25 protein-coding genes are annotated in these 23777 nt (G+C 63.2%); 20 read left to right on the top strand and 5 right to left on the bottom strand.

Annotated features, from left to right (window positions below; translation table 11 throughout):
* Nucleotides 1-3: 3 nt before the first annotated feature.
* From clpA to EUU22_RS05250, 4 genes are all read left to right on the top strand, one after another.
* Nucleotides 4-2451 carry an ATP-dependent Clp protease ATP-binding subunit ClpA gene (clpA, locus tag EUU22_RS05265; RefSeq protein WP_129331014.1) on the top strand — a complete coding sequence of 816 codons (2448 nt, stop codon included), beginning with the start codon at nucleotides 4-6 and terminating at the stop codon, nucleotides 2449-2451.
* Between the two features lie 116 nt (nucleotides 2452-2567).
* Nucleotides 2568-2984: a nuclear transport factor 2 family protein gene (locus tag EUU22_RS05260; RefSeq protein ID WP_129331013.1), complete on the top strand. Its 417-nt coding sequence runs from the start codon at nucleotides 2568-2570 to the stop codon at nucleotides 2982-2984.
* A gap of 119 nt (nucleotides 2985-3103) precedes the next feature.
* Nucleotides 3104-3856 carry an AzlC family ABC transporter permease gene (locus EUU22_RS05255; protein ID WP_129331012.1) on the top strand — a complete coding sequence of 251 codons (753 nt, stop codon included), beginning with the start codon at nucleotides 3104-3106 and terminating at the stop codon, nucleotides 3854-3856.
* On the top strand, nucleotides 3853-4182 hold the full coding sequence (locus tag EUU22_RS05250; protein WP_129331011.1) for an AzlD domain-containing protein: 330 nt from the start codon (nucleotides 3853-3855) through the stop codon (nucleotides 4180-4182). The genes EUU22_RS05255 and EUU22_RS05250 overlap by 4 nt, the downstream gene beginning before the upstream one ends.
* A 3-nt stretch (nucleotides 4183-4185) precedes the next feature.
* Here EUU22_RS05250 and EUU22_RS05245 read toward each other — a convergent pair whose 3' ends face one another.
* Nucleotides 4186-5067, bottom strand: coding sequence for a LysR substrate-binding domain-containing protein (locus EUU22_RS05245; RefSeq protein ID WP_129331010.1), 882 nt, complete (start codon nucleotides 5065-5067; stop codon nucleotides 4186-4188).
* A gap of 116 nt (nucleotides 5068-5183) precedes the next feature.
* Between EUU22_RS05245 and EUU22_RS05240 the strand changes: the two genes are divergently transcribed.
* A complete protein-coding gene (locus EUU22_RS05240; protein ID WP_129331009.1) occupies nucleotides 5184-6050 on the top strand; it encodes an urea carboxylase-associated family protein in 867 nt (288 codons plus the stop codon).
* Nucleotides 6051-6067: 17 nt separating this feature from the next.
* The gene (locus EUU22_RS05235; protein ID WP_165351095.1) at nucleotides 6068-6550 is read left to right on the top strand and encodes a hypothetical protein; all 483 of its coding nucleotides are present in this window, start codon (nucleotides 6068-6070) and stop codon (nucleotides 6548-6550) included.
* Between the two features lie 38 nt (nucleotides 6551-6588).
* Here EUU22_RS05235 and EUU22_RS05230 read toward each other — a convergent pair whose 3' ends face one another.
* The 4 genes from EUU22_RS05230 to EUU22_RS05215 are packed head-to-tail and all read right to left on the bottom strand — an operon-like array spanning nucleotide 6589 to nucleotide 9474.
* Nucleotides 6589-7014: an HIT family protein gene (locus tag EUU22_RS05230; protein ID WP_129331007.1), complete on the bottom strand. Its 426-nt coding sequence runs from the start codon at nucleotides 7012-7014 to the stop codon at nucleotides 6589-6591.
* 60 nt (nucleotides 7015-7074) lie between these two features.
* On the bottom strand, nucleotides 7075-8268 hold the full coding sequence (locus EUU22_RS05225; protein WP_129331006.1) for a GNAT family N-acetyltransferase: 1194 nt from the start codon (nucleotides 8266-8268) through the stop codon (nucleotides 7075-7077).
* Nucleotides 8269-8278: 10 nt separating this feature from the next.
* Complete coding sequence (locus tag EUU22_RS05220) at nucleotides 8279-9010, bottom strand: glycerophosphodiester phosphodiesterase (RefSeq protein ID WP_129331005.1); 732 nt, start codon at nucleotides 9008-9010, stop codon at nucleotides 8279-8281.
* Nucleotides 9007-9474 carry a RidA family protein gene (locus EUU22_RS05215; RefSeq protein ID WP_129331004.1) on the bottom strand — a complete coding sequence of 156 codons (468 nt, stop codon included), beginning with the start codon at nucleotides 9472-9474 and terminating at the stop codon, nucleotides 9007-9009. The genes EUU22_RS05220 and EUU22_RS05215 overlap by 4 nt, the downstream gene beginning before the upstream one ends.
* Nucleotides 9475-9594: 120 nt before the next feature.
* On the opposite strand from EUU22_RS05215, the gene EUU22_RS05210 reads away from it, so the two are divergent.
* From EUU22_RS05210 to lpxB, 14 genes are all read left to right on the top strand, one after another.
* Nucleotides 9595-10419 carry a cell envelope integrity EipB family protein gene (locus tag EUU22_RS05210; protein ID WP_129331003.1) on the top strand — a complete coding sequence of 275 codons (825 nt, stop codon included), beginning with the start codon at nucleotides 9595-9597 and terminating at the stop codon, nucleotides 10417-10419.
* Nucleotides 10420-10618: 199 nt separating this feature from the next.
* Entirely contained in the window at nucleotides 10619-11386 is a 768-nt protein-coding gene (gene rpsB, locus EUU22_RS05205; protein WP_112689767.1) for a 30S ribosomal protein S2, read from the top strand.
* A gap of 264 nt (nucleotides 11387-11650) precedes the next feature.
* A complete protein-coding gene (tsf, locus tag EUU22_RS05200; RefSeq protein WP_129331002.1) occupies nucleotides 11651-12577 on the top strand; it encodes a translation elongation factor Ts in 927 nt (308 codons plus the stop codon).
* A gap of 95 nt (nucleotides 12578-12672) precedes the next feature.
* A complete protein-coding gene (gene pyrH, locus EUU22_RS05195) occupies nucleotides 12673-13395 on the top strand; it encodes a UMP kinase (RefSeq protein WP_129331001.1) in 723 nt (240 codons plus the stop codon).
* Nucleotides 13396-13452: 57 nt separating this feature from the next.
* Nucleotides 13453-14013, top strand: a complete 561-nt coding sequence (gene frr / locus EUU22_RS05190; protein WP_129331000.1) for a ribosome recycling factor — start codon at nucleotides 13453-13455, stop codon at nucleotides 14011-14013.
* A gap of 52 nt (nucleotides 14014-14065) precedes the next feature.
* Nucleotides 14066-14809, top strand: a complete 744-nt coding sequence (locus EUU22_RS05185) for an isoprenyl transferase (RefSeq protein WP_129330999.1) — start codon at nucleotides 14066-14068, stop codon at nucleotides 14807-14809.
* A gap of 2 nt (nucleotides 14810-14811) precedes the next feature.
* Complete coding sequence (locus EUU22_RS05180; protein WP_129330998.1) at nucleotides 14812-15645, top strand: phosphatidate cytidylyltransferase; 834 nt, start codon at nucleotides 14812-14814, stop codon at nucleotides 15643-15645.
* A gap of 24 nt (nucleotides 15646-15669) precedes the next feature.
* Entirely contained in the window at nucleotides 15670-16800 is a 1131-nt protein-coding gene (rseP, locus tag EUU22_RS05175) for an RIP metalloprotease RseP (RefSeq protein WP_129330997.1), read from the top strand.
* Between the two features lie 194 nt (nucleotides 16801-16994).
* Nucleotides 16995-19325 carry an outer membrane protein assembly factor BamA gene (gene bamA, locus EUU22_RS05170; protein WP_129330996.1) on the top strand — a complete coding sequence of 777 codons (2331 nt, stop codon included), beginning with the start codon at nucleotides 16995-16997 and terminating at the stop codon, nucleotides 19323-19325.
* A 50-nt stretch (nucleotides 19326-19375) separates the two neighbouring features.
* On the top strand, nucleotides 19376-20440 hold the full coding sequence (lpxD, locus tag EUU22_RS05165; protein WP_129330995.1) for a UDP-3-O-(3-hydroxymyristoyl)glucosamine N-acyltransferase: 1065 nt from the start codon (nucleotides 19376-19378) through the stop codon (nucleotides 20438-20440).
* Nucleotides 20433-20900 carry a 3-hydroxyacyl-ACP dehydratase FabZ gene (gene fabZ, locus EUU22_RS05160; RefSeq protein WP_129330994.1) on the top strand — a complete coding sequence of 156 codons (468 nt, stop codon included), beginning with the start codon at nucleotides 20433-20435 and terminating at the stop codon, nucleotides 20898-20900. The genes lpxD and fabZ overlap by 8 nt, the downstream gene beginning before the upstream one ends.
* On the top strand, nucleotides 20897-21712 hold the full coding sequence (gene lpxA, locus EUU22_RS05155; RefSeq protein WP_129330993.1) for an acyl-ACP--UDP-N-acetylglucosamine O-acyltransferase: 816 nt from the start codon (nucleotides 20897-20899) through the stop codon (nucleotides 21710-21712). The genes fabZ and lpxA overlap by 4 nt, the downstream gene beginning before the upstream one ends.
* A gap of 5 nt (nucleotides 21713-21717) precedes the next feature.
* Entirely contained in the window at nucleotides 21718-22596 is an 879-nt protein-coding gene (locus EUU22_RS05150) for an LpxI family protein (protein ID WP_129330992.1), read from the top strand.
* Nucleotides 22593-23777 carry a lipid-A-disaccharide synthase gene (gene lpxB / locus EUU22_RS05145; RefSeq protein WP_129330991.1) on the top strand — a complete coding sequence of 395 codons (1185 nt, stop codon included), beginning with the start codon at nucleotides 22593-22595 and terminating at the stop codon, nucleotides 23775-23777. The genes EUU22_RS05150 and lpxB overlap by 4 nt, the downstream gene beginning before the upstream one ends.

The following is a 23777-nucleotide window of genomic DNA, read 5'->3' as shown; positions in this document are numbered from 1 at the left end:
GACGTGCCAACATTTTCTCCGAGCCTCGAAAAGGCGTTGCACCAGGCACTGACCTACGCGAACGAGCGGCATCATGAATATGCCACGCTCGAGCATCTTCTGCTCGCGCTGATCGACGATGCCGATGCGGCGGCCGTGATGGGGGCGTGCAACGTCAACCTCGACGTGCTGCGCAAAACCGTCAGCGACTATGTCGACAACGAGCTTTCCAACCTGGTGACGGGCTACGATGAGGACTCCAAGCCGACCTCTGGCTTCCAGCGTGTGATCCAGCGCGCGGTCATTCACGTGCAGTCCTCCGGCCGCGAAGAGGTGACCGGCGCGAACGTGCTGGTGGCGATCTTCGCCGAGCGCGAGAGCCATGCGGCCTATTTCCTGCAGGAGCAGGAGATGACCCGCTACGACGCGGTCAACTACATTTCCCATGGCATCGGGAAGCGTCCGGGCTCGTCGCAGGTGCGCCCGCCGCGTGGCGCCGAAGAGGGTGAAGCCGAGGCCAAGCAGGCGCGTGACCAGGAGGAGGGTGCCGCGAAGGGCAAGCAGGAGGCGCTGAAGGCCTACTGCGTCAACCTCAACGAGAAGGCTCGCGCCGGCCGGATCGACCCGCTCATCGGCCGCAACGACGAGGTGAACCGGACGATCCAGGTGCTTTGCCGCCGCTCCAAGAACAACCCGCTCTATGTCGGCGATCCCGGCGTCGGCAAGACGGCGATCGCCGAAGGTCTCGCCAAGCGCATCGTCGAGGGCAAGGTTCCCGACGCGCTGAAGGATGCGACGATCTTCTCGCTCGACATGGGGACGCTGCTCGCCGGAACCCGCTACCGCGGTGACTTCGAGGAGCGCTTGAAGCAGGTGGTCAAGGAGCTCGAGGAGTACCCGGGCGCCGTGCTCTTCATCGACGAGATCCACACCGTCATCGGTGCGGGTGCGACGTCGGGCGGCGCCATGGACGCCTCGAACCTCCTGAAGCCGGCACTCTCCTCGGGGGCGATCCGTTGCATCGGGTCGACGACCTACAAGGAGTATCGCCAGTTCTTCGAGAAGGACCGGGCACTCGTCCGCCGTTTCCAGAAGATCGACGTCAACGAGCCGTCGATCGACGATGCGATCGAGATCATGAAGGGCCTGAAGCCGTATTTCGAGGACTACCACAAGCTCCGTTACACGAACGAGGCGATCAAGGCGGCCGTCGAGCTTTCGGCGCGCTATATCTCCGACCGCAAGCTGCCGGACAAGGCGATCGACGTGATCGACGAAACCGGCGCGGCGCAGATGCTGCTGCCTGCCTCCAAGCGGCGCAAGCTGATCACCGAGCGGGAGATCGAGGCGACGATCGCGACGATGGCGCGCATTCCGCCGAAGACGGTTTCCAAGGACGACGAGATGGTGCTCGCCAATCTCGAGAAGGAACTGCGTTCGGTGGTCTACGGTCAGGACAAGGCGATCGAAGCGCTCTCGACCTCGATCAAGCTCGCCCGTGCGGGCCTGCGCGAGCCGAACAAGCCGATCGGCTGCTACGTCTTCTCCGGCCCGACGGGTGTGGGCAAGACCGAAGTCGCAAAGCAGCTTGCCGCCTCGCTCGGCGTCGAACTGCTGCGCTTCGACATGTCCGAATACATGGAGCGCCACACCGTCTCGCGGCTGCTCGGGGCGCCTCCCGGCTATGTCGGCTTCGATCAGGGCGGTCTCCTGACCGACGGCGTCGACCAGCACCCGCATTCGGTCGTCCTTCTCGATGAAATCGAGAAGGCGCATCCGGACATCTACAACATCCTGTTGCAGGTGATGGATCACGGTTCGCTGACCGACCACAACGGCAAGAAGATCGACTTCCGCAACGTCATCCTGATCATGACCACCAATGCCGGTGCGACAGAGGGGGCGAAGGCGGCGATCGGTTTCGGCTCGTCGAAGCGGACGGGAGAGGAAGAAGAGGCGCTCAACCGCCTCTTCACCCCGGAATTCCGCAACCGGCTCGATGCGACGATCCAGTTCGCACCGCTGCCGACCGAGGTCATCCATCAGGTGGTGCAGAAGTTCGTCATGCAGCTCGAGGCGCAGCTTTCCGAGCGCAATGTCACCTTCGACCTTGCGCCGGAAGCGATCGCCTGGCTTGCTACCCGTGGCTACGACGAGAAGATGGGCGCCCGCCCGCTGGCGCGCGTCATTCAGGAGTACATCAAGAAGCCGCTCGCCAACGAAATCCTCTTCGGCAAGCTGAAGAAGGGCGGCGTCGTCAAGGTCGGCGTCAAGAAGGACGAGACCGGCGCCGAGGTCCTCGATCTCGATGCGGTTCCGGATGTCGCGCCGGTGAAGCCGAAGGCGGAGGCCGAGACTGTTGGCGGAGCGGCCAGGACTGCCCGCAAGGCGAAAGCCTCGGCGGAAGAGCCGGACGAGGCCCCGGCTCCGCAAAAGCGAAGCTCGGTTCCCAAGGTGCCGAAGAAGAAATAGCGGCTGGTCTTCGAATGGTGGTCCCTTGCTATACGAAGAGGTGAATTGACCCCTCGCGGCTATGCTGCGAGGGTTTTCTCGTTGGTACTGCCGACGGCAATCGGGGGAGCGAAAGGATGGAGCATGAGAGCGGCGAGGTACCTCGTCTCGGTGATGAGGAGCAGCTGCTCTGGGAGCACGTCCAGATGCTATGGGAGCTCGCCCGCCGGCGTGAGACTGCACCGGTCCGCAAGCTTCTGCATCCCGATTACACCGGCTGGGTGACCGGCCTCGACAGGCCGCATGACTACGAGGCGGCGGTGGCGTCCGTCGGACCGGATTCGCCGCGCATTCTCCGCTACCGACTGCAGCCTCTCAAAGTGACGGTCTTCGATCACGAGGTCGGCGTCGTTCACTATCGTTACGAGGCGGAGGTCGAGGCCGCAGGCGGCGCATCCCAGACGATCGCGGGGCGCTGGACGGAGGTCTACAAGCGTCGCGGCCGCGGCTGGTTGATGATTTCTGTGAGCGGCGGGCCGGACGGCATGCGCTGAGGTGATGGCGGGATTGCGGAAAACCGCTGTCTCGCTCGGGGAATCGCCGATATAGCTTGCCGCGAGCCCTTTTCTTCGGATCGGAGCACCGGTCCCTCCCGTCTTCCGCGGAACCACCGATGACCCTTTTGAGAGCCGATCCCGAGTCGTTTCGCTGGTTCAGGCGCGGTGCAAGCGGTATTTTCAGCCTGCCGGCGCTGATTCTTATGACCTCATTCGTCGGTTTCGCCGCCTTTGCCCTGGAGGCGGGCATTTCGCGCGGCGCGGCCATGTTCATGACGCTGATGGTCTGGGCGCTTCCGGCCAAGATGATCCTGACCGGGATGCTCGCAAGCGGCGCCCATATTCTCGCGATCATCGTCGCCGTCTCGCTCTCCTCGATCCGGATGATGCCGATGGTGGCCTCGCTCGTTCCGGAGATCCGCACGCCGCGCACACCCGTCTGGCTGCTGCTCTTTCTTTCCCATTTCATCGCGATCACCGCCTGGGTTTTCACCACCCAGCACATTGGTGCCGTGCCGCGCGAGCATCGGACCGTCTACTTTGCCGGTTTCGCGATCACGCTTACGCTCACCAACACACTCCTGGTCGGCATCTGCTATGGCCTCGTCGAGACCTTTCCGCCGCTGGTGGCCGGGGTGCTGTTCTTTCTGACGCCCATCTATTTCGTCGCATCCATCTGGGCGACCTCGCGCCAGCCTGTCCTCAAGCTGGCATTTCTCGTCGGGATCGTCGGCGGGCCGCTGCTTTCGCTTGTTGCGCCCGGACTGGACGTACTGATCGCCGGCCTCGGCGGCGGGACGCTGGCCTATCTTGTCGACCGGCTGGTGCTTTCCGGCCGACGGAAGCGTCAAGAGGGAGAGAGCCGATGAACGACTACACGATCTATGGCGTGATCCTCCTCGCCGGCTGGCTGGCGACGGATGTCTGGCGCTGGCTCGGTGTGATCGCAGGCAACCGCATGAACGAGGATTCCGAGGCGCTGAAATGGGTGAGGGCGGTTGCCACTTCGCTCGTGATGGCGGTGACGGCGAAGCTCATCGTCTTCCCGACCGGCAGTCTCGAAGCTTCGCCGCTCTGGCTGCGGCTCGCCGCGGCGGGGCTCGGCTTCGCCGCGTTCCTCGCAGCAGGGCAGCGGGTCGTCGTCGCCGTCGTGGTTTCCGTGGCGCTTCTGGCGCTCGGCCTCGCCTTCGTCTGAGCCTCAGCCAGCCGGAAGGGTCGCGGCGGCCGCTTCCGCAAGCAGCCAGTCCCGCATCAGGACCGCTTCCGGTGAGAGGCTTGCCGCTTCCGTCAGCCAGTAGGCCTTCTCCATATCCGTCGGGCGATCGAACAGGATTTCGAGTTCCCCTCGCGAAAGCTCGTCGGCAATGAGCGCGGTCGGGCAGAGCGCAACGCCGAGCCCGGCGGTCAGCGAACTCAGGAGCAGGTTGAAATCGGCGAAGATCGGCCCTGCCTCGCGCGGGCTTTCGAGGCTCCCTTCGGCAAACCAGCGCCACCACGCGGCCGGGCTCTCGTCATGTAGGAGATCGGCCTCGAGAAGGTCTCGGGGATCGCGGATCGGGCCTTTGCGATGCAGATAGGCCGGCGCACAGGTCGGATGTGTCGCACCGGAGAGGATCGGTACTGCTCCGGCATCCGGACGAGCGCCGTGCTGGATCAGCAAGTCTGACGCCGCCTCGGACGCTGTCTTTGCGCCTGCTGCGTAGGAAATCGCGACCTGTATGTCCGGATGGGCGGCGCGGAAGCGGGGCAGCCGCGGCGCCAGCCAATGGGTGACGACCGAGGGAAGGCAGGCGAGACGCACGGTGCGGCGCCTTGCTGCCGCGGTGAGCCGTTCGGCGGCAGCGGCGATGCCGGCGAGCCCCGCGGTCACCGCGCTGCCGAATTCCCGACCGGCGGGCGTCAGCCGCACGCCGCGGGCGCTGCGCTCGAAGAGCCTTACGCCGAGCCAGTCTTCGAGGCTGCGCACGTGCTGGCTGACGGCGGCCGGTGTCATGCCAAGTTCGGTTGCCGCCTGGCGGAAATTCTCGCGGCGGGCGGCGGATTCGAAGGCGCGGAGACTTGGCAGGGGCGGGAGCTTCATGAGCAAGAAGGATAAGTGGTACTTACTCTTCTGGCAAGGAAAAGTCGTCTTGTCAGCTGCCTTGCCGGCGTGCAGTGTCCCTGCCGATATTCGTCCAAGAGCGCGCAGGATCATTCATGACCGCCAAGTCCGCCATCCCGGCCCCCATTCAGGCCCCCGCCGACGCCGCCGAGCGCCGGGCCCATCGCCCCGTCGTCGTCTACCCTAACGGAACCTTGCCGGCTCCGGACATGGCGCGACTCGAGGAAGCGCGCGCAACACTCGAAAAGATCGACGAAATTATCGTTCCGCCGCGCGACGGCGGGGCGTTTGAGGTGCCGAAGGGGCATTTCTTCCGTGTCGTCAGCATCGAGGGTCCGCAGGTCGGCGACCTCAACCTCTGGAACGCGGCGGATCTTTCCGAGCGCTTCTTCAGCGGCAAGACCCGGGCGCTGCACGCGACCCACGTCTCGGTCGGCGACCGCTTGTGGAGTTCGCTGCCGCACCTGCGCCCAATGGCGACGATCACCCATGATACGCTCGCCTGGTACGGCTGGGACGAGGACGGCGCGGGCCTGCATGACGTTATCGGAACGCGCTGCGATCCCTATACCAACCGGCTGCTCTCCGGCGGCGACTATCATCATTGCTGCCATTCGAACCTGACGCGTGCGCTCGGTGGGGTGAAGGGGCTCGCCTTCCGCGAGGCCGAACCGCACGTCCACGACGTGCTCAACGTCTTCATGTGCACCGGCTTTACGAAGGATACGCACCAGTACTTCATGAAGGCGAGCCCGGTCCGGCCCGGCGACTACATCGAGTTCTTCGCCGAGATCGACCTCATCGGCGCGCTTTCGGCCTGCCCCGGCGGCGATTGCAGCGCCACCCATTCGAGCGATGCTGCCGCGTGCTATCCGCTGAAGGTCGAGATCTTCCGGCCGGACATGGGGCTTTTGAAAGACTGGCCGTTTCCGGCGCGGAACGGCTATCGTAATCCCGAGTAAACCGGAGAGACGACGGAATGCGAAGAAGCGCGGTCACGTTGCTGCTGTCGGTTGCCTGCGTTTCCTGTTCGCCTCTCTCCGGCCAAGTGGGGAAATTGGAAAGCGCTCTTCTCGCAATCCCCGTTGGTTCATCGGTCAGATTCGAGGATCCATCGCAACTTGCCGGAAGAACGATCTGCATGGTTCAGCCATACCAGGACAATCTGGCTCTACGACATCCTCTGGCAGATCAGGTGAACGAGTATCTTGCAGATCAAGGATTCGAGTCAAACGAAGCGTATTTCGCGTTTGTTTTGGTCGGGGACAATGAATTCGATGTCGTCAAGCTACCACGCTCGGACAAGCTCGACATCCTCGCGCTTCATCAAGCCTCGCAAATGTCGCGGGGGACGTTGCCACAAGGCTTCGTCCCTCGCGAATGCGTCACCGGTCCAGATGCGGCGACTGCCAAGATTGAGTTTATGGGGCGAGCGTATATCCGCTTGGGGCAGATGCAGTAGCAACTTGGTGACCGGCACGGATCGGCACCACGGTCGCTTTACAGCGCCGCCTTGATCTTCTCCGCGTGCGCCTTCAGCACCTCGATATCCTCCATCTGACCGGAATGCGGCCGGAGCGACACACCCTCGTAACGGGGAATGACGTGGAAATGCAGGTGGAAGACGGTCTGACCGGCAGTAAGCTCATTGAACTGGGTGACGAGAACGCCGTCTGCATCGAGCGCTTGCCTGACGGCAACCGCAAGCTTCTGGACGACCGGCATCGTGCGGGCGAGGACCGCGGGATCGGCGTCGAGCAGATTGCGCGATCCCTCTTTGGGAATGACCAGCAGATGGCCCGGCGACTGCGGCATCACGTCCATGAAGGCGAGCGTATGCTCGTCCTCGTAGAGACGAACCGAGGGAATTTCGTTGCGTAGGATCTTGGCGAAGATGTTGTTGGGGTCGTAGGCCGGGCTGGTCATCTTGGGGCTCCTCGTTTCGCTGCGTACCTAACGCGACCGAGGCGGCCGATCAAGCGTCCGTCAGTCGTCGCGACACTGGCGCTCACCCTTCCGGAAAGGGGTGTGCTCGCCGAGATACTCGCCGATCTGTTCGACCTCGCGGCGCTCGTGTTCGAGATAGTCGGCGACGGCGCGTCTAAGGCCGGCATGGGCGATGAAATGGGCGGAGTGGGTGGTCACCGGCTGATATCCGCGGGCGAGCTTGTGCTCGCCCTGCGCTCCGGCCTCGACCTTCTTGAGGCCCTTCGCGAGGGCGAAATCGATCGCCTGGTGGTAGCAGACCTCGAAATGCAGGAACGGATGCTCCTCGATGCAGCCCCAGTGGCGGCCGAAGAGTGTGTCGCCGCCGATGAAGTTGATTGCGCCCGCAATGTATCGCCCGTTGCGTTTCGCCATCACCAGCAGGATGTCGTCGGCCATCCGCTCTCCGATGAGCGAGTAGAAGTCCCGTGTGAGGTACGGGCGGCCCCATTTGCGGCTGCCGGTGTCCATGTAGAAGGCGAAAAACTCGTCCCAGACCGACTCGGTGAGATCGGAGCCGGTGAGCCAGTCGATCGTGATGCCGTTTTCGAGCGCGGCGCAGCGCTCCTTCTTCAGCGCCTTGCGCTTGCGCGAGGCGAGGGTGTCGAGGAAGTCGTCGTGATCCCTGTAGCCGGCGTTCAGGAAGTGGAACTGCTGGTCGGTCCGGTGAAGATAGCCCTGTCCCTCGAATGCGGCGAGCTCGTCTTCCGGCAGGAAGGTAACGTGGGCGGAGGAGGCGCCGAGCTTCTCGGTGATCTGGCGCAGACCTGCGGCGAGCAGCGCGCGGATCTCGGCCTGGTGTCGGCCTTGCGCCACCATCAGCCGCGGCCCCGTCGCCGGGGTGAACGGAATGGCGGCCTGCAGCTTCGGATAGTAGTGCCCTCCGGCGCGCTGGTAGGCGTCGGCCCAGCCGTGATCGAAGACGTATTCGCCACGGCTGTGGCTCTTGAGATAGCAGGGAACGGCGCCGATCAGGATTCCGGCGGCATCCTCCAGCAGCAGATGATGGCCGAGCCAGCCGGTCTCGGCAGTCGCCGACCCCGACTCCTCGAGCGCGGAGAGGAATCCATGGGCGTTGAAGGGATTGTAAACCCCGCCCGCCTTATCGCGATCAGCACCTTCGAGCGTGGCCCAAAGCTCGGGCGGGATCGCTGTGAAGGACTGTTCGATCCGGATGGATACCTCTTGCGTCATGCTGCTCCCGTCAGGCGGTCGCGACCGTTTCCCTGGGGTCGAACCCCTCGAAGGTCATCTGCTCCGCATATTTATAAGTATGCTGCCGCATGATTTCATCCCTGACCGTCCAGGTAATGACCGGGATGCCGCGTTCGCGCTGGGCGGTGACGAAGCTGTTCGGCAGATGCGCGGCACAGTAGGAGATGAAATCGAGCCCAAGCTGCATCGCCTCGTCATGGACGAAGAAGGTTTCGGGCTTGGCGCCCTCCGCCGTAAGTCCGACCGGGTAGGGGCAGTCGAGCGACTTCAGGTCCTTCAGCAGCCAATGGTCGAAGCTCATCAGCGCGACCTTGCCTTCGTAGCCTTCGAGCACGTCGAGCACGGTTACGGCGAAGCCGTCGTCCTCCTCGACGCTGGTGCCCTTGAGCTCGATGACCAGCGGAACACGACCCTTGATGAGCGCCAGCATCTGCCGGAGCGTCGGAATGCGGTCGGCGGTGCCGCCGACCGACAGCAGGCCGAGCTCGGCGGCGGTGCGCTCGCGCACATCACCGGCAATGCCGCACAGCCGCTGCAGATCGTGGTCGTGGAACACGACGGGGACGCTGTCGGCCGAAAGCTGCACGTCGCATTCGATCGCGAAGCCGGCGTCGATCGCCCGCTGGAAAGCGGAAAGGGTGTTTTCCCAGACGGCCTTGTTCATGTCGTGGAAGCCGCGATGGGCGACCGGCAGGTCCCTGATCCAGCTGGCGTCGGTCACTGGCCGATCTCCAGGATCGCGTCGATCTCGACGGCGGCATTGAGCGGCAGGGCGGCCATGCCGACGGCGGCGCGGGCGTGCTTGCCGGCGTCTCCGAGAACATTGGCGATGAGGTTGGAGGCGCCGTTGATCACGAGATGTTGCTCGGTGAAGCCCGGTGCCGAAGCAACGAACCCGTTGAGCTTGATGACGCGGGCGATGCGGCCGAGATCGCCGAGGGCCGCCTTTGCCTGTGCGAGAATGTTGATGGCACAGAGCTCCGCGGCCCGCTGCGCTGCCGCGAGATCGACGTCGCTGCCGACCAGGCCGGTCACTGCGATCTTGCCGTCCTCCATCGGAAGCTGGCCGGAAAGGTAGAGCAGGTTGCCGCTGATGACATATGGAACGTAGTTCGCGGCCGGTGCGGCGGCGACCGGAAGGCGGATACCCATGGCTTCCAGACGATTGTCGATTGTCTCGGACATTCTAGTTTCCCGGTTTTGTTGTAAACATTGAAAAAGAATCTTGCATTACACGAAGGCGTGCCTCGCTTTCGCCGGGACAGTTCTTATATCATCACCGTCCAGTCCAACAGGAGGTATTGAATGTTTCGCTCGAGCTATGCAGCTGCCGCTCTGGCCACCCTCGGAGCCGCCGGCTGGACGGCGAGCGGGGCAGAAGCTGCCGCCGGGCGTTTGGCGCCCCACAGGGCCGTCTACGACGTCGAGCTGAAGGAAGCCTCCGAACGGGCCGGCATCGAGGCGATGCGCGGTCGCATGGTCTACGAATTCGACGGATCGGAATGTAAGGGCTACACCACCAACTTCCGCTTCGTGACCCGAATCGACACGGGCGAGCAGGTGCGGGTAACCGACCAGCAGAGCCGCACCTTCGAGGACATCGCCAACGGCAAGTTCCGGTTCGAGACGAAGTCGTTCACCGACGACCAGCTCGACAAGGACGTGAAGGGCAAGGCCGCCGATGATAACGGCCGGGTCAAGATCGAGATCGAAGGGCCGGCGAAGCGCGCCGTGGAACTGGTCGACAGCCGCTTCCCGGCCGAGCACATGCTGGAGGTCATCGACAGGGCGAGGAAGGGCGAGACCTTTTTCGAGGCGCGCATCTTCGACGGCTCGGAGGACGGCGATCGCAGCTATCTGACGACCACGATCGTCGGCCATGCGACCGAACCGGGCAACGACGAGCCGGATGCCGGAAAGGCCGGCGCAATGGCCCGGGCGAAGTACTGGCCGGTCTCGATCGCCTACTATGACGACAAGACGGCCGGGGACCAGTTGCCCGTCTACACTCAATCCTTCAAGCTCTACGAGAATGGCGTCACCCGCGACCTTACCCTCGACTATGGCGACTTCATCCTCAGCGGTCATCTCTCGAAACTGGAGATGCTCGAGGACCGCGGCTGCAAGTAGTCCTGCCAATACCGGTTCACCGAAACAATCTTTGCCGACAAAAGCCTTGATTTCCTGACGAACTCGCTATATGGCGAGCGGCATTCCACACGTAAGGCATGGGATTGTCCGGGAGAAATCCGGGCGTTTCCGCCGGTGGCATTCTCGAAGAGGGTGCTGTTCGCCTTGCGGAGGTTCAACCGGAAAAGGAGAAAAAGGCATGGCATTGCCTGATTTCAGCATGCGCCAGCTTCTGGAAGCTGGTGTTCACTTCGGCCACCAGACCCACCGCTGGAACCCGAAGATGAAGCCGTACATCTTCGGCGATCGTAACAACATCCACATCATCGACCTCGCGCAGACCGTGCCGATGCTTTCGCGCGCCCTGCAGGTCGTTTCCGACACCGTCGCCCGCGGCGGTCGCGTGTTGTTCGTCGGCACCAAGCGTCAGGCTTCCGACCTGATCGCCGACAGCGCCAAGCGTTCGGCCCAGTACTACGTCAACTCCCGCTGGCTCGGCGGCATGCTGACCAACTGGAAGACCATTTCGAACTCGATCGCTCGCCTGCGCAAGCTCGACGAGATCCTTGCTTCGGAAGCCCAGGGCTATTCGAAGAAGGAACGCCTCAACCTCGAGCGCGAACGCGAAAAGCTGAACAAGGCTCTCGGCGGTATCCGCGATATGGGCGGCACCCCGGACCTGATGTTCATCATCGACACCAACAAGGAAAAGATCGCAATCGATGAAGCCAAGCGCCTGGGTATCCCGGTCGTTGCCATCATCGACTCGAACTGCGATCCGGACCAGATCGACTACGCGATCCCCGGCAACGACGACGCCTCGCGCGCCATTGCTCTCTACTGCGACCTGATCGCCCGCGCGGCGATCGACGGTATCGCACGTCAGCAGGGTGCCTCCGGTCGTGACATCGGCGCCTCTGCCGAAGCCCCGATCGAGCCGGCGCTCGAAGACGAAGCCGGCGCCTGACGATGGCGAGCGGCGGAGCCTTTTCGGTCTTCGCTGCGTTTTCCTGATACGGGACGGGGCCGCTCTCAGCGATGCTGTTGGCGGCCTGTTCCTTTGCGGCGCGGACCTTTCGAACTCGCCGCCGCGATAGTCACCAGAGTTTATTATCGTGATGGCGCTGCTTCATCACGTTGTCATACTTCCGGGTACAGTTCGTGCCCCAAACAGGGCGCCTTCCGTCGTTTCGGGGGCGGGCGCACCGCTTGAACCGACAAGAGGCAAACAATGACCGAGATCACTGCTGCAATGGTGAAGGAACTGCGCGAAAAGACCGGCGCAGGCATGATGGATTGCAAGAAGGCGCTCGCCGAGACCAACGGCGACATGGAAGCCGCGATCGACTGGCTGCGCGCCAAGGGCATCGCGAAGGCCGACAAGAAGTCCGGCCGTACCGCAGCGGAAGGTCTCGTCGGCATCGCCGGCGCCGGCACCAAGGCCGTCGTCGTCGAAATCAACTCCGAGACCGACTTCGTCGCCCGCAACGACGCCTTCCAGGACCTCGTTCGCGGCGTTGCCGGCGTTGCGCTTTCGACCGACGGCTCGGTTGACGCGATTGCCGCCGCCACCTACCCGGCAACCGGCAAGTCCGTCGCTGAAAGCCTGAAGGATGCGATCGCCACGATCGGCGAAAACATGACGCTGCGTCGCGCGACCCTGCTCTCCGTCGAAGACGGCGTCGTCGCCACCTACATCCACAACGCCGTCGCCGACGGCCTCGGCAAGCTCGGCGTGCTGGTCGCGCTGAAGTCGACCGGCAACAAGGATGCCCTGAACGCTATCGGCCGCCAGGTCGCCATGCACATCGCCGCCACCAACCCGCTCGCCATCCGTGCCGAGGAAGTCGACGCCGCTGTCGCCGAACGCGAACGCAACGTCTTCATCGAGCAGTCGCGCGCTTCCGGCAAGCCGGACAACATCATCGAGAAGATGGTCGAAGGCCGCATGCGCAAGTTCTTCGAAGAAGTCGCGCTGCTCTCGCAGGCCTTCGTCATCAATCCCGACCTGACGGTCGGCGCTGCGATCAAGGAAGCCGAGAAGGAAGTCGGCGCTCCGATCGAAGTCACGGGCATGGCTCGCCTGCTGCTCGGCGAAGGCGTCGAGAAGGAAGCGACCGACTTCGCCGCCGAAGTCGCAGCCGCTGCCAAGGGCTGATCGGCTCTTTCGTCCTTCATTGGGAAAAACATGGGCATCGCGTGACAACGCGATGCCCTTCGTGTATCCGGCATCTAGTCATTCAAGGAGCGATCATGTCTTCCGCACCTCTCTACAAACGCGTTCTTCTGAAGGCCTCGGGCGAAGCCCTGATGGGCAGCCAGGGTTTTGGTATCGACGTGGCGGTCGCGGACCGCATCGCCTCCGATATCGCCGAAGCGCGGGCCATGGGTGTGGAAGTCGGCGTCGTGGTCGGCGGAGGCAACATCTTCCGCGGTGTCGCAGTGGCCTCGAAGGGTGGTGACCGGGTGACCGGCGACCATATGGGCATGCTCGCGACTGTCATCAACGCTCTGGCGCTCGCAACCTCGCTGCGCAAGCTCGACATCGACACGGTGGTGCTTTCGGCGATCGCCATGCCGGAAATCTGCGAAAGCTTCTCGCAGCGCGCGACGCTCTACCATCTCTCGCTCGGCCGCGTCGTGATCTTCGCGGGCGGCACCGGCAATCCCTTCTTCACGACCGATTCGGCAGCCGCACTCCGCGCCGCCGAGATGGGCGCCGAGGCGATCTTCAAGGGAACGCAGGTGGACGGCATCTACTCGGCCGATCCGAAGAAGGAGCCGACGGCCACCCGCTTCGAAAAGCTCACCCATGACGAAGTTCTCCAGAAGGGTCTGGCAGTGATGGACGTCGCTGCCGTCGCCCTGGCACGCGAGAACCACATTCCGATCATCGTCTTCTCCATCCACGAAAAGGGCGGGTTCCGTGACATCCTCGCCGGTGGCGGCAGGAAGACGGTCGTTTCCGATACCTGAAACGCCGGGGCATTCTTTCTCCAGGCCGCCGGCCATTTCGACTACAGGAGCATCATCATGACTGCAGAGGTTGATCTCAACGATCTGAAGCGCCGAATGGAAGGCGCGATCAACGCGTTCAAGCACGATATCGCGTCGCTGCGCACCGGCCGCGCGTCGTCCAACCTGCTCGATCCGGTCCAGGTCGAAGCCTACGGCTCGCGGGTGCCCCTCAATCAGGTGGCCAACATCACCGTCCCGGAACCGCGCATGCTCGGCGTATCCGTCTGGGACAAGTCGATGGTCGGTGCCGTCGACCGGGCAATCCGCGAGTCGAATCTCGGCCTCAATCCGATCATTGACGGCCAGAACCTGCGCATTCCGCTGCCGGAATTGAACGAAGAACGCCGTAAGTCGCTGGTCAAGATTGCCCACGACTACGCCGAGAAGGCGAAGGTCGCCGTTCGCCATGTGCGCCGCGACGGCATGGACGGCCTTAAAAAGGCCGAGAAGGACGGCGTTATCGGTCAGGACGAGAGTCGCGCGCAGTCGGACAGAGTGCAAAAGATGACCGACGATACTATTTCTGAGGTCGACCGCTTGCTCGCGGAGAAGGAAAAGGAAATCATGCAGGTCTGAGGGGCGCCGGGCGCGTCCCTGTCGTCCTGCCGAACGGAGAACCGGATCGAACATGTCCACATCCGAGAGCCGCGCTGCCCCGCAGCATGTTGCGATCATCATGGATGGCAACGGCCGCTGGGCAAACGCACGCGGTCTGCCGCGGGCGGTCGGCCACCGCAAGGGGGTTGAGGCGGTCCGGGAGGTCGTTCAGGCAGCCGCTGATGCGGAGATCAAGTATCTGACCCTTTTCGCCTTTTCCTCGGAGAACTGGCGGCGTCCGCAGGCCGAGGTCAACGATCTGTTCGGCCTCCTGAAGACTTTCGTCCAGCGCGACCTTGCGGAACTTCATCGCAAGGGTGTCCGCATCCGGGTGATCGGCGACCGCGTGCACCTGCGCGACGACATCCGCATGCTCCTCCTCGAGGCGGAAGAGACGACGCGCGCCAATGGTGCGCTGACCTTGATCATCGCGTTCAACTACGGCTCCCGCGACGAGATCGCGCGAGCTTGCGCAGCAATCGCCGCGGACGTCCAGACCGGCCGCCTACAGCCGTCGGACATCGACGCGCAGATGATCAACGATAGGCTGGATACTGCCGGCATTCCGGATCCGGACCTCGTCATCCGCACCAGCGGCGAGGAGCGACTCTCCAATTTTCTGCTGTGGCAGGCGGCTTATGCGGAGCTGATGTTCGTGCCGGAATACTGGCCCGATTTCACCCGTGAAATCTTCTTTTCGGCACTTGATCGCTATGCGGCGCGCGACCGGCGATTTGGTGGGCTGTCGGCCACGCCCGTGGCTGTGAGCTCGTAACGATGGCCCAAGAACTCCGTCTTCGCATTTATTCGGCAATCGTCCTTGCCGCGATCGTGCTGGCCGCGACCTGGATCGGAGGTCTGGCGTTTCGCATCGTCGCCTCGGTGATCGGCCTGCTTGTCTATTATGAGTGGTCGATGATAACAGGGCTCGCAGAAAAGAGCGTGCGCGGCAACGCCTGGGGATGGTTCTCCGTCGTGGCGGTCACGGCGACGCTGCTGCTGACCTCGGGCGAGATGGCGGTTCCGCTCTTTGCCGGCCTGGTGCTGACGGCTGCACTGCCGGCAATCGCAGGGCGCTGGAGCTGGTGGCAGCCCGGCGGCATCTTCTATGCGGGCCTGAGCGCAATCTCGCTGTCGGCGATCCGCGGCGAGGATTCGCTGGGCTTCACGGCCATGCTCTTCGTCTTCGCAGTCGTCTGGGGTACGGATATTCTCGCCTATTTCGTCGGCCGGGCGCTCGGCGGACCAAAGCTCGCGCCCAAAATATCGCCCGGCAAGACGTGGTCCGGTGCCATCGGCGGCACGGTTGCGGGTGTTGCCGGTGGGATTGCCGTCGCGCTCGCCTATTTCCAGAGCGTCGCGCTGTGGGTGCCGGCCGTCGCCTTTGCGCTCTCGGTGTCGAGCCAGATCGGGGACCTCTTCGAGTCCTTCATAAAGCGTCGCTTCGGCGTGAAGGATTCCGGACGGATCATTCCGGGACACGGCGGCATCATGGACCGCGTCGACGGACTTGTTTTTGCCTGTTTTTCGGCTTTCCTTCTGGCTGTCGGCTATTCGGCGGTCACCGGCGCCGGAATAGACTCGCTCGGCGGCTTCCTGCTCGGCCTCTGACGCAAACCATCAAAGGGAGCGGAAATGGATCAGATCACGGCATTTTTCGGATTTCTCACGGGCTATATCCTGCCCTATGTGATCATCCTGTCCCTGCTCGTTTTCGTGCATGAAATGGGGCACTATCTCGCCGGGCGCTGGTCCGGCATCCGCATTCTCGCCTTTTCCGTCGGCTTCGGGCCGGAACTCGTGGGCTATACCGACAAGCACGGTACGCGCTGGAAGATTTCCGCGATCCCCCTCGGCGGCTATGTCCGGTTCTTCGGCGATGCGGATGCGGCAAGCCGTCCGGGCGGAGAGCTGGAAGGCTTGAGCCCGGCGGAGCGCGAACAGACGCTCGCCGGTGCGCGGTTGTGGAAGCGTGCGATTACCGTCGCCGCCGGTCCGATCGCCAATTTCGTGCTCGCGATCGTGATCTTTGCGGCGATCTTCGGCGCCTACGGCAAGCCGGTCGCCGATCCGGTGGTCGCCGAAGTCAAGGCGGAGAGTGCAGCCGAGGCGGCGGGGGTCAGGCCGGGCGACCTGCTGATCTCGCTCGACGGCTCCAAGGTCGAAACGTTCGACGACGTCGTGCGCTATATCACCATGCGGCCGGAAATCCCGGTCGTCGTGACCGTCAAGCGTGGCGAGAACCTCCTCGATCTCGAAATGGTGCCGCGCCGGACGGTGACGACCGACCGCTTCGGCAACAAGATGGAAGTCGGCCAGATCGGCATCGTCACCAACAAGGACAGCGGCAATTTCCGCATCGAGCCGCTGTCGCCGCTGCAGGCGGTGGGCGAGGGCTTCCGCCAGACCTGGCACATCGTTACCGGAACCGTCGACTATATCGGGAACATGTTCGCCGGGCGGATGAATGCCGACCAGCTCGGCGGGCCGGTCCGTGTGGTACAGGCGTCCGGCCAGATGGCCACTCTCGGCGTTCTGGCTCTCCTCAACCTCGCGGCGGTCTTGTCCGTTTCTCTTGGACTATTGAATTTGATGCCAGTTCCGGTCCTTGACGGAGGCCATCTGGTGCTCTACGCGCTTGAGGCCCTGCGCGGGAAACCGGTCGGGGCGGCGGCCCAGGAAATTGCCTTCCGGATCGGTTTGGCGATGATCTTGTCACTGATGGTTTTCGCGACGTGGAACGACATCAGCCGGCTGATCGGATGAGGGCCGTCTTGAAAGGTGCGATACGATTTGTTTACGATGATTCAAACTCGTAGTGGCGATTGGGTCACGGATTCAAACGAAGTAAATAGAAATTAACGTCCACACTTGCTTGTAGGGTAAAACCCGTTAAAACCACTCACGGGCCGGAGTCGGCATACGGCTGCGGGACATTGGGAAGAAGGTTGGAAATACACATGAAGGCTGGTTCAAAGTTTTTGAACGCAGTATCGGCGGTCGCGTTGTCTGCTGGTGTTGTTTCATCTGGCGCAGGTATCGCCTTTCTCGCATCGGCGGTTGTCGCTGAAGCGGCGGTCATTCAGCGTATCGATGTCCGGGGTGCCCAGCGTGTCGGTGTCGAAGCCGTGCGTTCCAACATCACCATCAAGCCCGGCAAGAGCTTCTCGAATGCGGATATCGACGAGTCCGTGAAGCGCCTTTACGAGACCGGATTCTTCTCCGACGTGCGGATTTCCGTTTCTGGCGGCACGCTTGTGGTTTCCGTCGTGGAAAACAAGCTGGTGAACCAGGTGGTCTTCAATGGTAACCGCAAGATCAAGGACGACAAGCTACAGACGGCCGTGCAGACGCAGCCGCTCGGTCCCTACAGCGAGAGCCTGATCGCTGCCGACATCGAGCGCATCAAGGAAGCCTATTCCGCGATCGGTCGCAGCGACGTCGAGGTGACCACGCAGGTCGCCGAAGTGGGCGACGGTCGCGTCAATCTTGCCTTCGTGATCAACGAGGGCGAGCGCACCAAGATTTCGCAGATCAACTTCGTCGGCAACCAGGCCTACAGCGACGGTCGCCTTGCTGCGGTGATCCAGACGAAGCGCTCGAACATGCTGTCGTTCCTGACCCGTCGGGACGTCTACAACGAGGACAAGCTGCGCGCCGACGAAGAGGCGCTGCGCCAGTTCTACTACAATCACGGCTATGCCGACTTCCGCGTCGTTTCCTCGGATGTGTCTCTGAACGAGGCAGGCAACGAGTACACGATCACGCTGACCGTCGAAGAAGGCGAGCGCTACAAGTTCGGCGACATCAGTGTTGAATCGACCGTCGAAGGTGTCGATGGCGAAGAGCTGAAGCGGTATGTCGAGTCGCGTACCGGCGACACCTACAGCGCCAAGGATGTCCAGAAGTCGATGGAGGCGATTTCCCGTCGCGTCTCTTCGGAAGGCTATCCGTTTGCCCGCGTCGTTCCGCGCGGCGACCGCAATTTCGAAAACAATACGATCGGCGTGACCTATCTCGTCGATCAGGGCGAGCGCGCCTATGTCGAGCGGATCGAGATCCGTGGCAACACCCGCACGCGTGACTACGTCATCCGCCGCGAGTTCGACATCAGCGAAGGCGATGCCTTCAACCAGGAAACCATCTCGGCTGCCAAGCGCAGGCTTGAAGCGCTCGGCTATTTCACGACGGTCAACATCTCGACCGCGCCGGGCAGTGCTCCAGACCGCGTCATCGTCGTCGTGGAAGTCGAAGACCAGCCGACCGGCTCGTTCGGTATCGGCGCCGGCTACTCCGTTGGCGGTGACGGCTTCGTCCTCGAAGCGTCGATCGAAGAAAAGAACTTCCTCGGTCGCGGCCAGTTCATCCGTCTGGCGGCCGGCGGCGGCTTCGAGGATGCCCGTAGCTACAACTTCTCCTTCACGGAGCCGTATTTCCTCGGCTACCGCCTCGCAGCCGGCTTCGATCTCTTCAAGAGCTCGACCAGCAGCAATGACAACTATGATTACGACGAGCGGGGCGGTACCGTTCGTGTGACCGCGCCGATCACCGAAGATCTGGCGACGACGTTGAAGTACACCTACAAGGAGATCGATTACAGCGCGAGCGGCTCGGACTACGCAGCCCTTTCGGCGCCCTACCAGGATCTGGTGGACGGCAGCCCGTGGAAGCAGTCGATCATCGGCAATACCTGGGTCTACAACACGCTGGACGACCGCATCATCGCGCGTGAAGGCATGTACCTGAACGTCACGCAGGAATATGCGGGCCTCGGCGGCGATTCCGACTTCTACAAGATCTATGGCCGCTTCCGTTACTTCCACAGCCTGTCCGACGAGATGGACATCATCGGTTCGGTCTCGCTCGGTGGTGGCCACGTAGTCTCGACCGACGGATCGCTCAAGGTCTTCGACCAGTTCATGATCGGTGGCAAGGACCTGCGCGGCTTCGAAAGCAGCGGTATCGGTCCGCGCATGGCGAACGGCGATGCGCTCGGCGGCACGACCTACTTCACGGCTTCGGCTGAAGCGAGCTTCCCGATGCCGGGCATCCCGCAGGACTTCAACCTGCGTGGCGCGGTCTTCGCCGACGCCGGTACGCTCTACGGCAATGACGTGGCCAACAGCGCCGGCGCTGTCGGAACCGACATGTCCTGGCGCGCCTCGGTCGGTGCCGGCATCGTCTGGGTGTCGCCCTTCGGTCCGCTGCGGTTCGACTACGCCGTCCCGGTCGTCAAGGAAGACTTCGACAAGGTTCAGAACTTCCGCTTCAGCATGGCGAACCAGTTCTGAGTTGAGTGCTCCCGGACTGCAGGCAGTAATACGTTCTGGGGCTATGGCTTATGGAGCATGAGTATTTTTTTCCGCCCCATGACGGCATAAGCCTCGCTTCGTTGGCTGCGCAAATTGGGGCGGAACTCGAAGACGAGAACCACGCCGATCGACTGATCCACTCCGTTTCGCCCGTGTACAGGGCGAAACGGGGGCAGATTTGTTACATTCTCTCGCGCAAGAACCGCGAGGAGCTGCAGACCTGCGAGGCGTCCGCGATCCTGTGTGACAGGGCGCTGCGTTCTCTCGTTCCCGATCACATTCCCGTCCTTCTGAGCAAGACGCCGCACACCGCTTTTGCAATGGCGGGCGCAATCCTGCATCCGAAGGCGATGCGGCCGTTGACGACGGCCGAAAAGGCGGAAGGCGTTTCGCCGGCGGCGTTCGTCGATCCGACGGCAAGGCTCGAGCCGGGCGTTGTCGTCGAGCCGATGGCGGTGATCGGCGCCCATGTCGAGATTGGCAGTGGAACGCGGATCGGCGCCGGCGCGGTCATCGGCGAGCACGTGCGCATCGGGCGCGAGTGTTCGATCTCCTCCGGAGCGTCTATTCTCGCGGCGCTGATCGGCAACAACGTCATCATCCACAACGGTGCCCGCATTGGGCAGGATGGCTTCGGCTATGCGCCGGGTCCGCGCGGCATGCTGAAGATTGTTCAGGTCGGACGGGTCATCATTCAGGATCACGTCGAAATCGGCGCGAACACGACGATCGACCGCGGCACGATGGACGACACGGTCATCGGCGAAGGCACGAAGATCGACAATCTGGTGCAGATCGGTCACAACGTGCGGATCGGACGCCATTGCGGCATCGTGAGCCAGGTCGGCATTGCCGGCAGCGCGAAGATCGGCGACGGGGTGATGCTCGGCGGGGCCTGTGGCGTCAACGGACATATTACGATCGGCGACGGGGCACAGATCGCGGCGATGAGCGGTGTGCTGGCAGACGTCCCGCCCGGCGAGCGCTATGGCGGCGTGCCGGCACGGCCGCTCAAGGATTATTTGCGTGAAGTGGCCGCAACGCTCGGCCAGGCTGACAGCCGCGCGAAGGAGAAAGGGGGCAAGAATGGTTGACGACGTGAAGTCGACATTGGGTTCGGCGGATATCCTCGAGATCATGAAGCTGTTGCCCCATCGCTATCCGTTCCTGCTCGTGGACCGGATCATCGAGATCGACGGCGACAATTCCGCGATCGGCATCAAGAACGTGACCGCGAATGAGCCGCATTTCACCGGCCACTTCCCGGACGCCCCGATCATGCCGGGGGTGCTGCTGGTCGAGGGCATGGCGCAGACGGCGGGTGCGATCTGCGCACGCAAGCAGGGTGAGGGCGGCAATCTCGTCTACTTCATGACGATCGACAATGCCCGTTTCCGCAAGCCCGTCGTGCCGGGCGATCGCGTGGAATTCCATGTCGTGAAACAGAAGCAGCGCGGCAACATCTGGAAGTTCCATTGCGAGGCCAAGGTCGACGGCGCACTTGCGGCCGAGGCCGATATCGGCGCCATGATCATGCGCAAGGACAGTAAATGAGCGGCATCGCAGCAAGCGCCGTCATCCATCCGCTCGCCGTCGTCGAAGACGGTGCGGTTATCGGCGAGAATGTGAAGATCGGCCCGTTCTGCCATGTCGGCCCGAAGGTCACGCTCGGCGACGGATGCGAGCTGCTTTCGCATGTTTCTGTGACAGGACTTACGACGATAGGCCGCAATGCGCGCATCTTTCCTTGCGCCGTCATCGGCGGTGAGCCGCAGAGCATTCATCATGAGGGCGAGGAGACCACGCTTTCGATCGGCGACAATTGCACGATGCGCGAAGGCGTGACGATGAATGCGGGCACGGTCGGCGGCGGTGGCAAGACCGTAGTCGGCAACAACAACCTGTTCCTTGCCAACTCGCACGTTGCTCACGACTGCCAACTCGGCGATCACATCATCCTCTCGAACAACGTCATGCTTGCAGGCCATGTCACGGTCGAGGATCGGGCGATCCTCGGGGGCGGTTCGGCCGTGCATCAGTTCACCCGCGTTGGCCGTCACGCCTTCATCGGCGGGCTGTCGGCGGTCAGCTACGACGTCATCCCCTACGGGATGCTGAACGGCAACCCGGGCGTGCTCGGCGGTCTGAACGTCGTCGGCATGACGCGCGCCGGCATCGAGCGCTCGGTCATTCACCGGGTTCGCCGCGCCTTCAAGCAGATATTCGAAGGTGAAGCTTCCGCGCGCGCCAATGCGGCGGCCATTCGCGAGGAATACCTCGATTGCCCGCAGGTGATCGAGATCCTGGATTTCATCGCCGCCGAGAGTGACCGGGCGCTTTCCTCGCCCTTCCGCGGAAAGAACTGACGGCGATGTCCGCCCCCGCCGGAAAGCATGACGGTCGGCTGGCGATCGTTGCCGGCAGCGGCATGCTTCCTCATTTCGTCGCAGAGGCTGCGCGAGAGGCGGGCGAGAACCCCTTCATCTTCCGGCTCAGCAACGAATCCGACCAGACCTGGAACGGTTTTGACAGTGCGGCAATCGGTGTCGGAGACATGGCCGGGCTTTCCCGCCTCGTGAAAGCGAAGGGCATCGGCCGCGTAGTGCTTTCCGGCGGCGTCAAGCGCCGCCCGGCCTTTCGCGACATCCACGTCAACCTGCGTTCGCTTCTGAAGCTGCCGATGGCAGTGAAGACCCTGCTTGCGGGAGGCGACGACGCTGTCTTGAAGATGGTCATCGCGTTGATCGAGGCGCAGGGCTGCAAGGTGCTCGGCGCCCACGAAATTGCTCCCGATCTGCTGGCCGAAACCGGGCCGCTCGGCAGCGTAAAGCCATCGAGCGACGACATACGCGATATCGCCCGCGCCGCCGAGGCTGCGGAGGCGCTCGGACGGCTCGATGTGGGGCAGGGCGCGGTCAGCGTCGGCGGCCGCATCGTGGCGTTGGAAGGGGTCGAGGGCACGGATGCCATGCTCGCGCGTGTGGCGCGGCTTCGCGCGGAGGGCCGTATATCGAGCTACCGCAAGGGTGTGCTTGTGAAGCTCTGCAAACCGCAGCAGGATATCCGGGCCGACCTGCCGACGATCGGTCGATCGACGGTCGAGAACGCCGCGAAGGCCGGACTTGCCGGCATCGCCGTCGAGGCGGGTCGCGCGCTGGTCATAGAGCGCGCGGCGGTTCTGGAGGCTGCAGACGCGGCCGGAATCTTCGTCTGCGGGATCGATCTTGATCTGCCGGGAGGAATGATGTGAGCGCGAAGGCCCTCAAGATCGCGGTGATCGCGGGCGAGGTCTCCGGCGATCTTCTGGGCGGCGATCTCGTGGCGGCGCTCAAGATGCGGTATCCGGGGCCGGTGAACCTGGTCGGTGTGGGGGGGGAGGCGTTGCGGGAGCAAGGGCTCACCTCGCTCTTCGACTTCTCCGAACTGTCGGTGATGGGGCTGACGCAGGTTCTCGCAAGGCTCCCACGCTTCATCAAACTCATCTCATGGACGGCCGAGGCGATCATCGCCGAAAGGCCCGACCTGCTCTTGATCGTCGACAGCCCGGATTTCACCCATCGCGTGGCGAAGAAGGTCCGCAAGGCACTGCCCGACCTGCCGGTCGTGGATTATGTCTGCCCGAGCGTCTGGGCCTGGAAGGAATACCGCGCCCGCGACATGCTCGCCTACGTCGATCGGGTACTCGCAATCCTGCCCTTCGAGCCCGACGTCATGGAGCGGCTCGGCGGCCCGGAAACCCATTTCGTTGGCCACCGGTTGACGGCCTATCCTAAGCTCCTCAATACCCGCGCCGCCCGCATCGCCAGGGGCACTGCCGCCGAAGGGACGGAACGGACGGTTCTTCTCCTCCCGGGATCGCGCAAGGCGGAGGTAGTGACGCTCCTGCCTATCTTCGGCGAAGTCGTCCAGCAGTTCGTCGAGCGCAACGGCCCGGCCCGTCTTCTGCTGCCGGCTGTCCCGAAACAGGTGGAGCGGATCCGAGCAATTACTGATACGTGGGCCGTGAAGCCGGAGATCCTCCTCGGCGAGGAGGAGAAGTGGCGAGCCTTCGAAGCGGCCGACGTCGCGCTTGCGGCGTCCGGCACGGTGATCCTGGAGCTCGGGCTCGCCGGTGTGCCGGTGGTCTCCGTCTACAAGGCCGACTGGCTGATCACGCTCATGAGGAACAGGATAAAGGTCTGGTCCGCAGCCCTGCCGAACATCATCGCCGACTATCCTGTCGTCCCGGAGTACCTGAACGACGCGGTGCGGCCCGGTCCACTCGTCCGCTGGCTGGAGCGCCTTTCCTCCGACACCCTCGAGCGCAAGGCCATGCTTGCGGGCTTCGACGAAGTCTGGGCCAGGATGAAGACCGAGACCGCGCCGGGTGAGGCGGCGGCAGCCATCGTTCTCGATCTCCTGCGGCAGAGGGGTGTCATCTCGTCTCTCTGA

Origin of the sequence: Ciceribacter ferrooxidans (assembly GCF_004137355.1) — a bacterium.
GTDB lineage: Bacteria > Pseudomonadota > Alphaproteobacteria > Rhizobiales > Rhizobiaceae > Allorhizobium > Allorhizobium ferrooxidans.
Note: the sequence above shows the minus strand (reverse complement) of the source record. Positions and strands in the feature narration are given on the sequence as shown.

Bases quoted from the DNA above. Each gene is read 5' to 3' on its own strand.
- frr (WP_129331000.1), top strand. From the start codon at position 13,453: ATGACTGCAGAGGTTGATCTCAACGATCTGAAGCGCCGAATGGAAGGC.
- EUU22_RS05230 (WP_129331007.1), bottom strand. From the start codon at position 7,014: ATGACCAGCCCGGCCTACGACCCCAACAACATCTTCGCCAAGATCCTA.
- EUU22_RS05215 (WP_129331004.1), bottom strand. From the start codon at position 9,474: ATGTCCGAGACAATCGACAATCGTCTGGAAGCCATGGGTATCCGCCTT.
- EUU22_RS05245 (WP_129331010.1), bottom strand. From the start codon at position 5,067: ATGAAGCTCCCGCCCCTGCCAAGTCTCCGCGCCTTCGAATCCGCCGCC.
- EUU22_RS05150 (WP_129330992.1), top strand. From the start codon at position 21,718: ATGTCCGCCCCCGCCGGAAAGCATGACGGTCGGCTGGCGATCGTTGCC.
- EUU22_RS05240 (WP_129331009.1), top strand. From the start codon at position 5,184: ATGACCGCCAAGTCCGCCATCCCGGCCCCCATTCAGGCCCCCGCCGAC.
- EUU22_RS05255 (WP_129331012.1), top strand. From the start codon at position 3,104: ATGACCCTTTTGAGAGCCGATCCCGAGTCGTTTCGCTGGTTCAGGCGC.
- EUU22_RS05260 (WP_129331013.1), top strand. From the start codon at position 2,568: ATGGAGCATGAGAGCGGCGAGGTACCTCGTCTCGGTGATGAGGAGCAG.
- lpxD (WP_129330995.1), top strand. From the start codon at position 19,376: ATGGAGCATGAGTATTTTTTTCCGCCCCATGACGGCATAAGCCTCGCT.
- EUU22_RS05250 (WP_129331011.1), top strand. From the start codon at position 3,853: ATGAACGACTACACGATCTATGGCGTGATCCTCCTCGCCGGCTGGCTG.
- EUU22_RS05185 (WP_129330999.1), top strand. From the start codon at position 14,066: ATGTCCACATCCGAGAGCCGCGCTGCCCCGCAGCATGTTGCGATCATC.
- rseP (WP_129330997.1), top strand. From the start codon at position 15,670: ATGGATCAGATCACGGCATTTTTCGGATTTCTCACGGGCTATATCCTG.
- tsf (WP_129331002.1), top strand. From the start codon at position 11,651: ATGACCGAGATCACTGCTGCAATGGTGAAGGAACTGCGCGAAAAGACC.
- pyrH (WP_129331001.1), top strand. From the start codon at position 12,673: ATGTCTTCCGCACCTCTCTACAAACGCGTTCTTCTGAAGGCCTCGGGC.
- EUU22_RS05225 (WP_129331006.1), bottom strand. From the start codon at position 8,268: ATGACGCAAGAGGTATCCATCCGGATCGAACAGTCCTTCACAGCGATC.
- EUU22_RS05210 (WP_129331003.1), top strand. From the start codon at position 9,595: ATGTTTCGCTCGAGCTATGCAGCTGCCGCTCTGGCCACCCTCGGAGCC.
- bamA (WP_129330996.1), top strand. From the start codon at position 16,995: ATGAAGGCTGGTTCAAAGTTTTTGAACGCAGTATCGGCGGTCGCGTTG.
- EUU22_RS05180 (WP_129330998.1), top strand. From the start codon at position 14,812: ATGGCCCAAGAACTCCGTCTTCGCATTTATTCGGCAATCGTCCTTGCC.
- fabZ (WP_129330994.1), top strand. From the start codon at position 20,433: ATGGTTGACGACGTGAAGTCGACATTGGGTTCGGCGGATATCCTCGAG.
- lpxA (WP_129330993.1), top strand. From the start codon at position 20,897: ATGAGCGGCATCGCAGCAAGCGCCGTCATCCATCCGCTCGCCGTCGTC.
- rpsB (WP_112689767.1), top strand. From the start codon at position 10,619: ATGGCATTGCCTGATTTCAGCATGCGCCAGCTTCTGGAAGCTGGTGTT.
- EUU22_RS05235 (WP_165351095.1), top strand. From the start codon at position 6,068: ATGCGAAGAAGCGCGGTCACGTTGCTGCTGTCGGTTGCCTGCGTTTCC.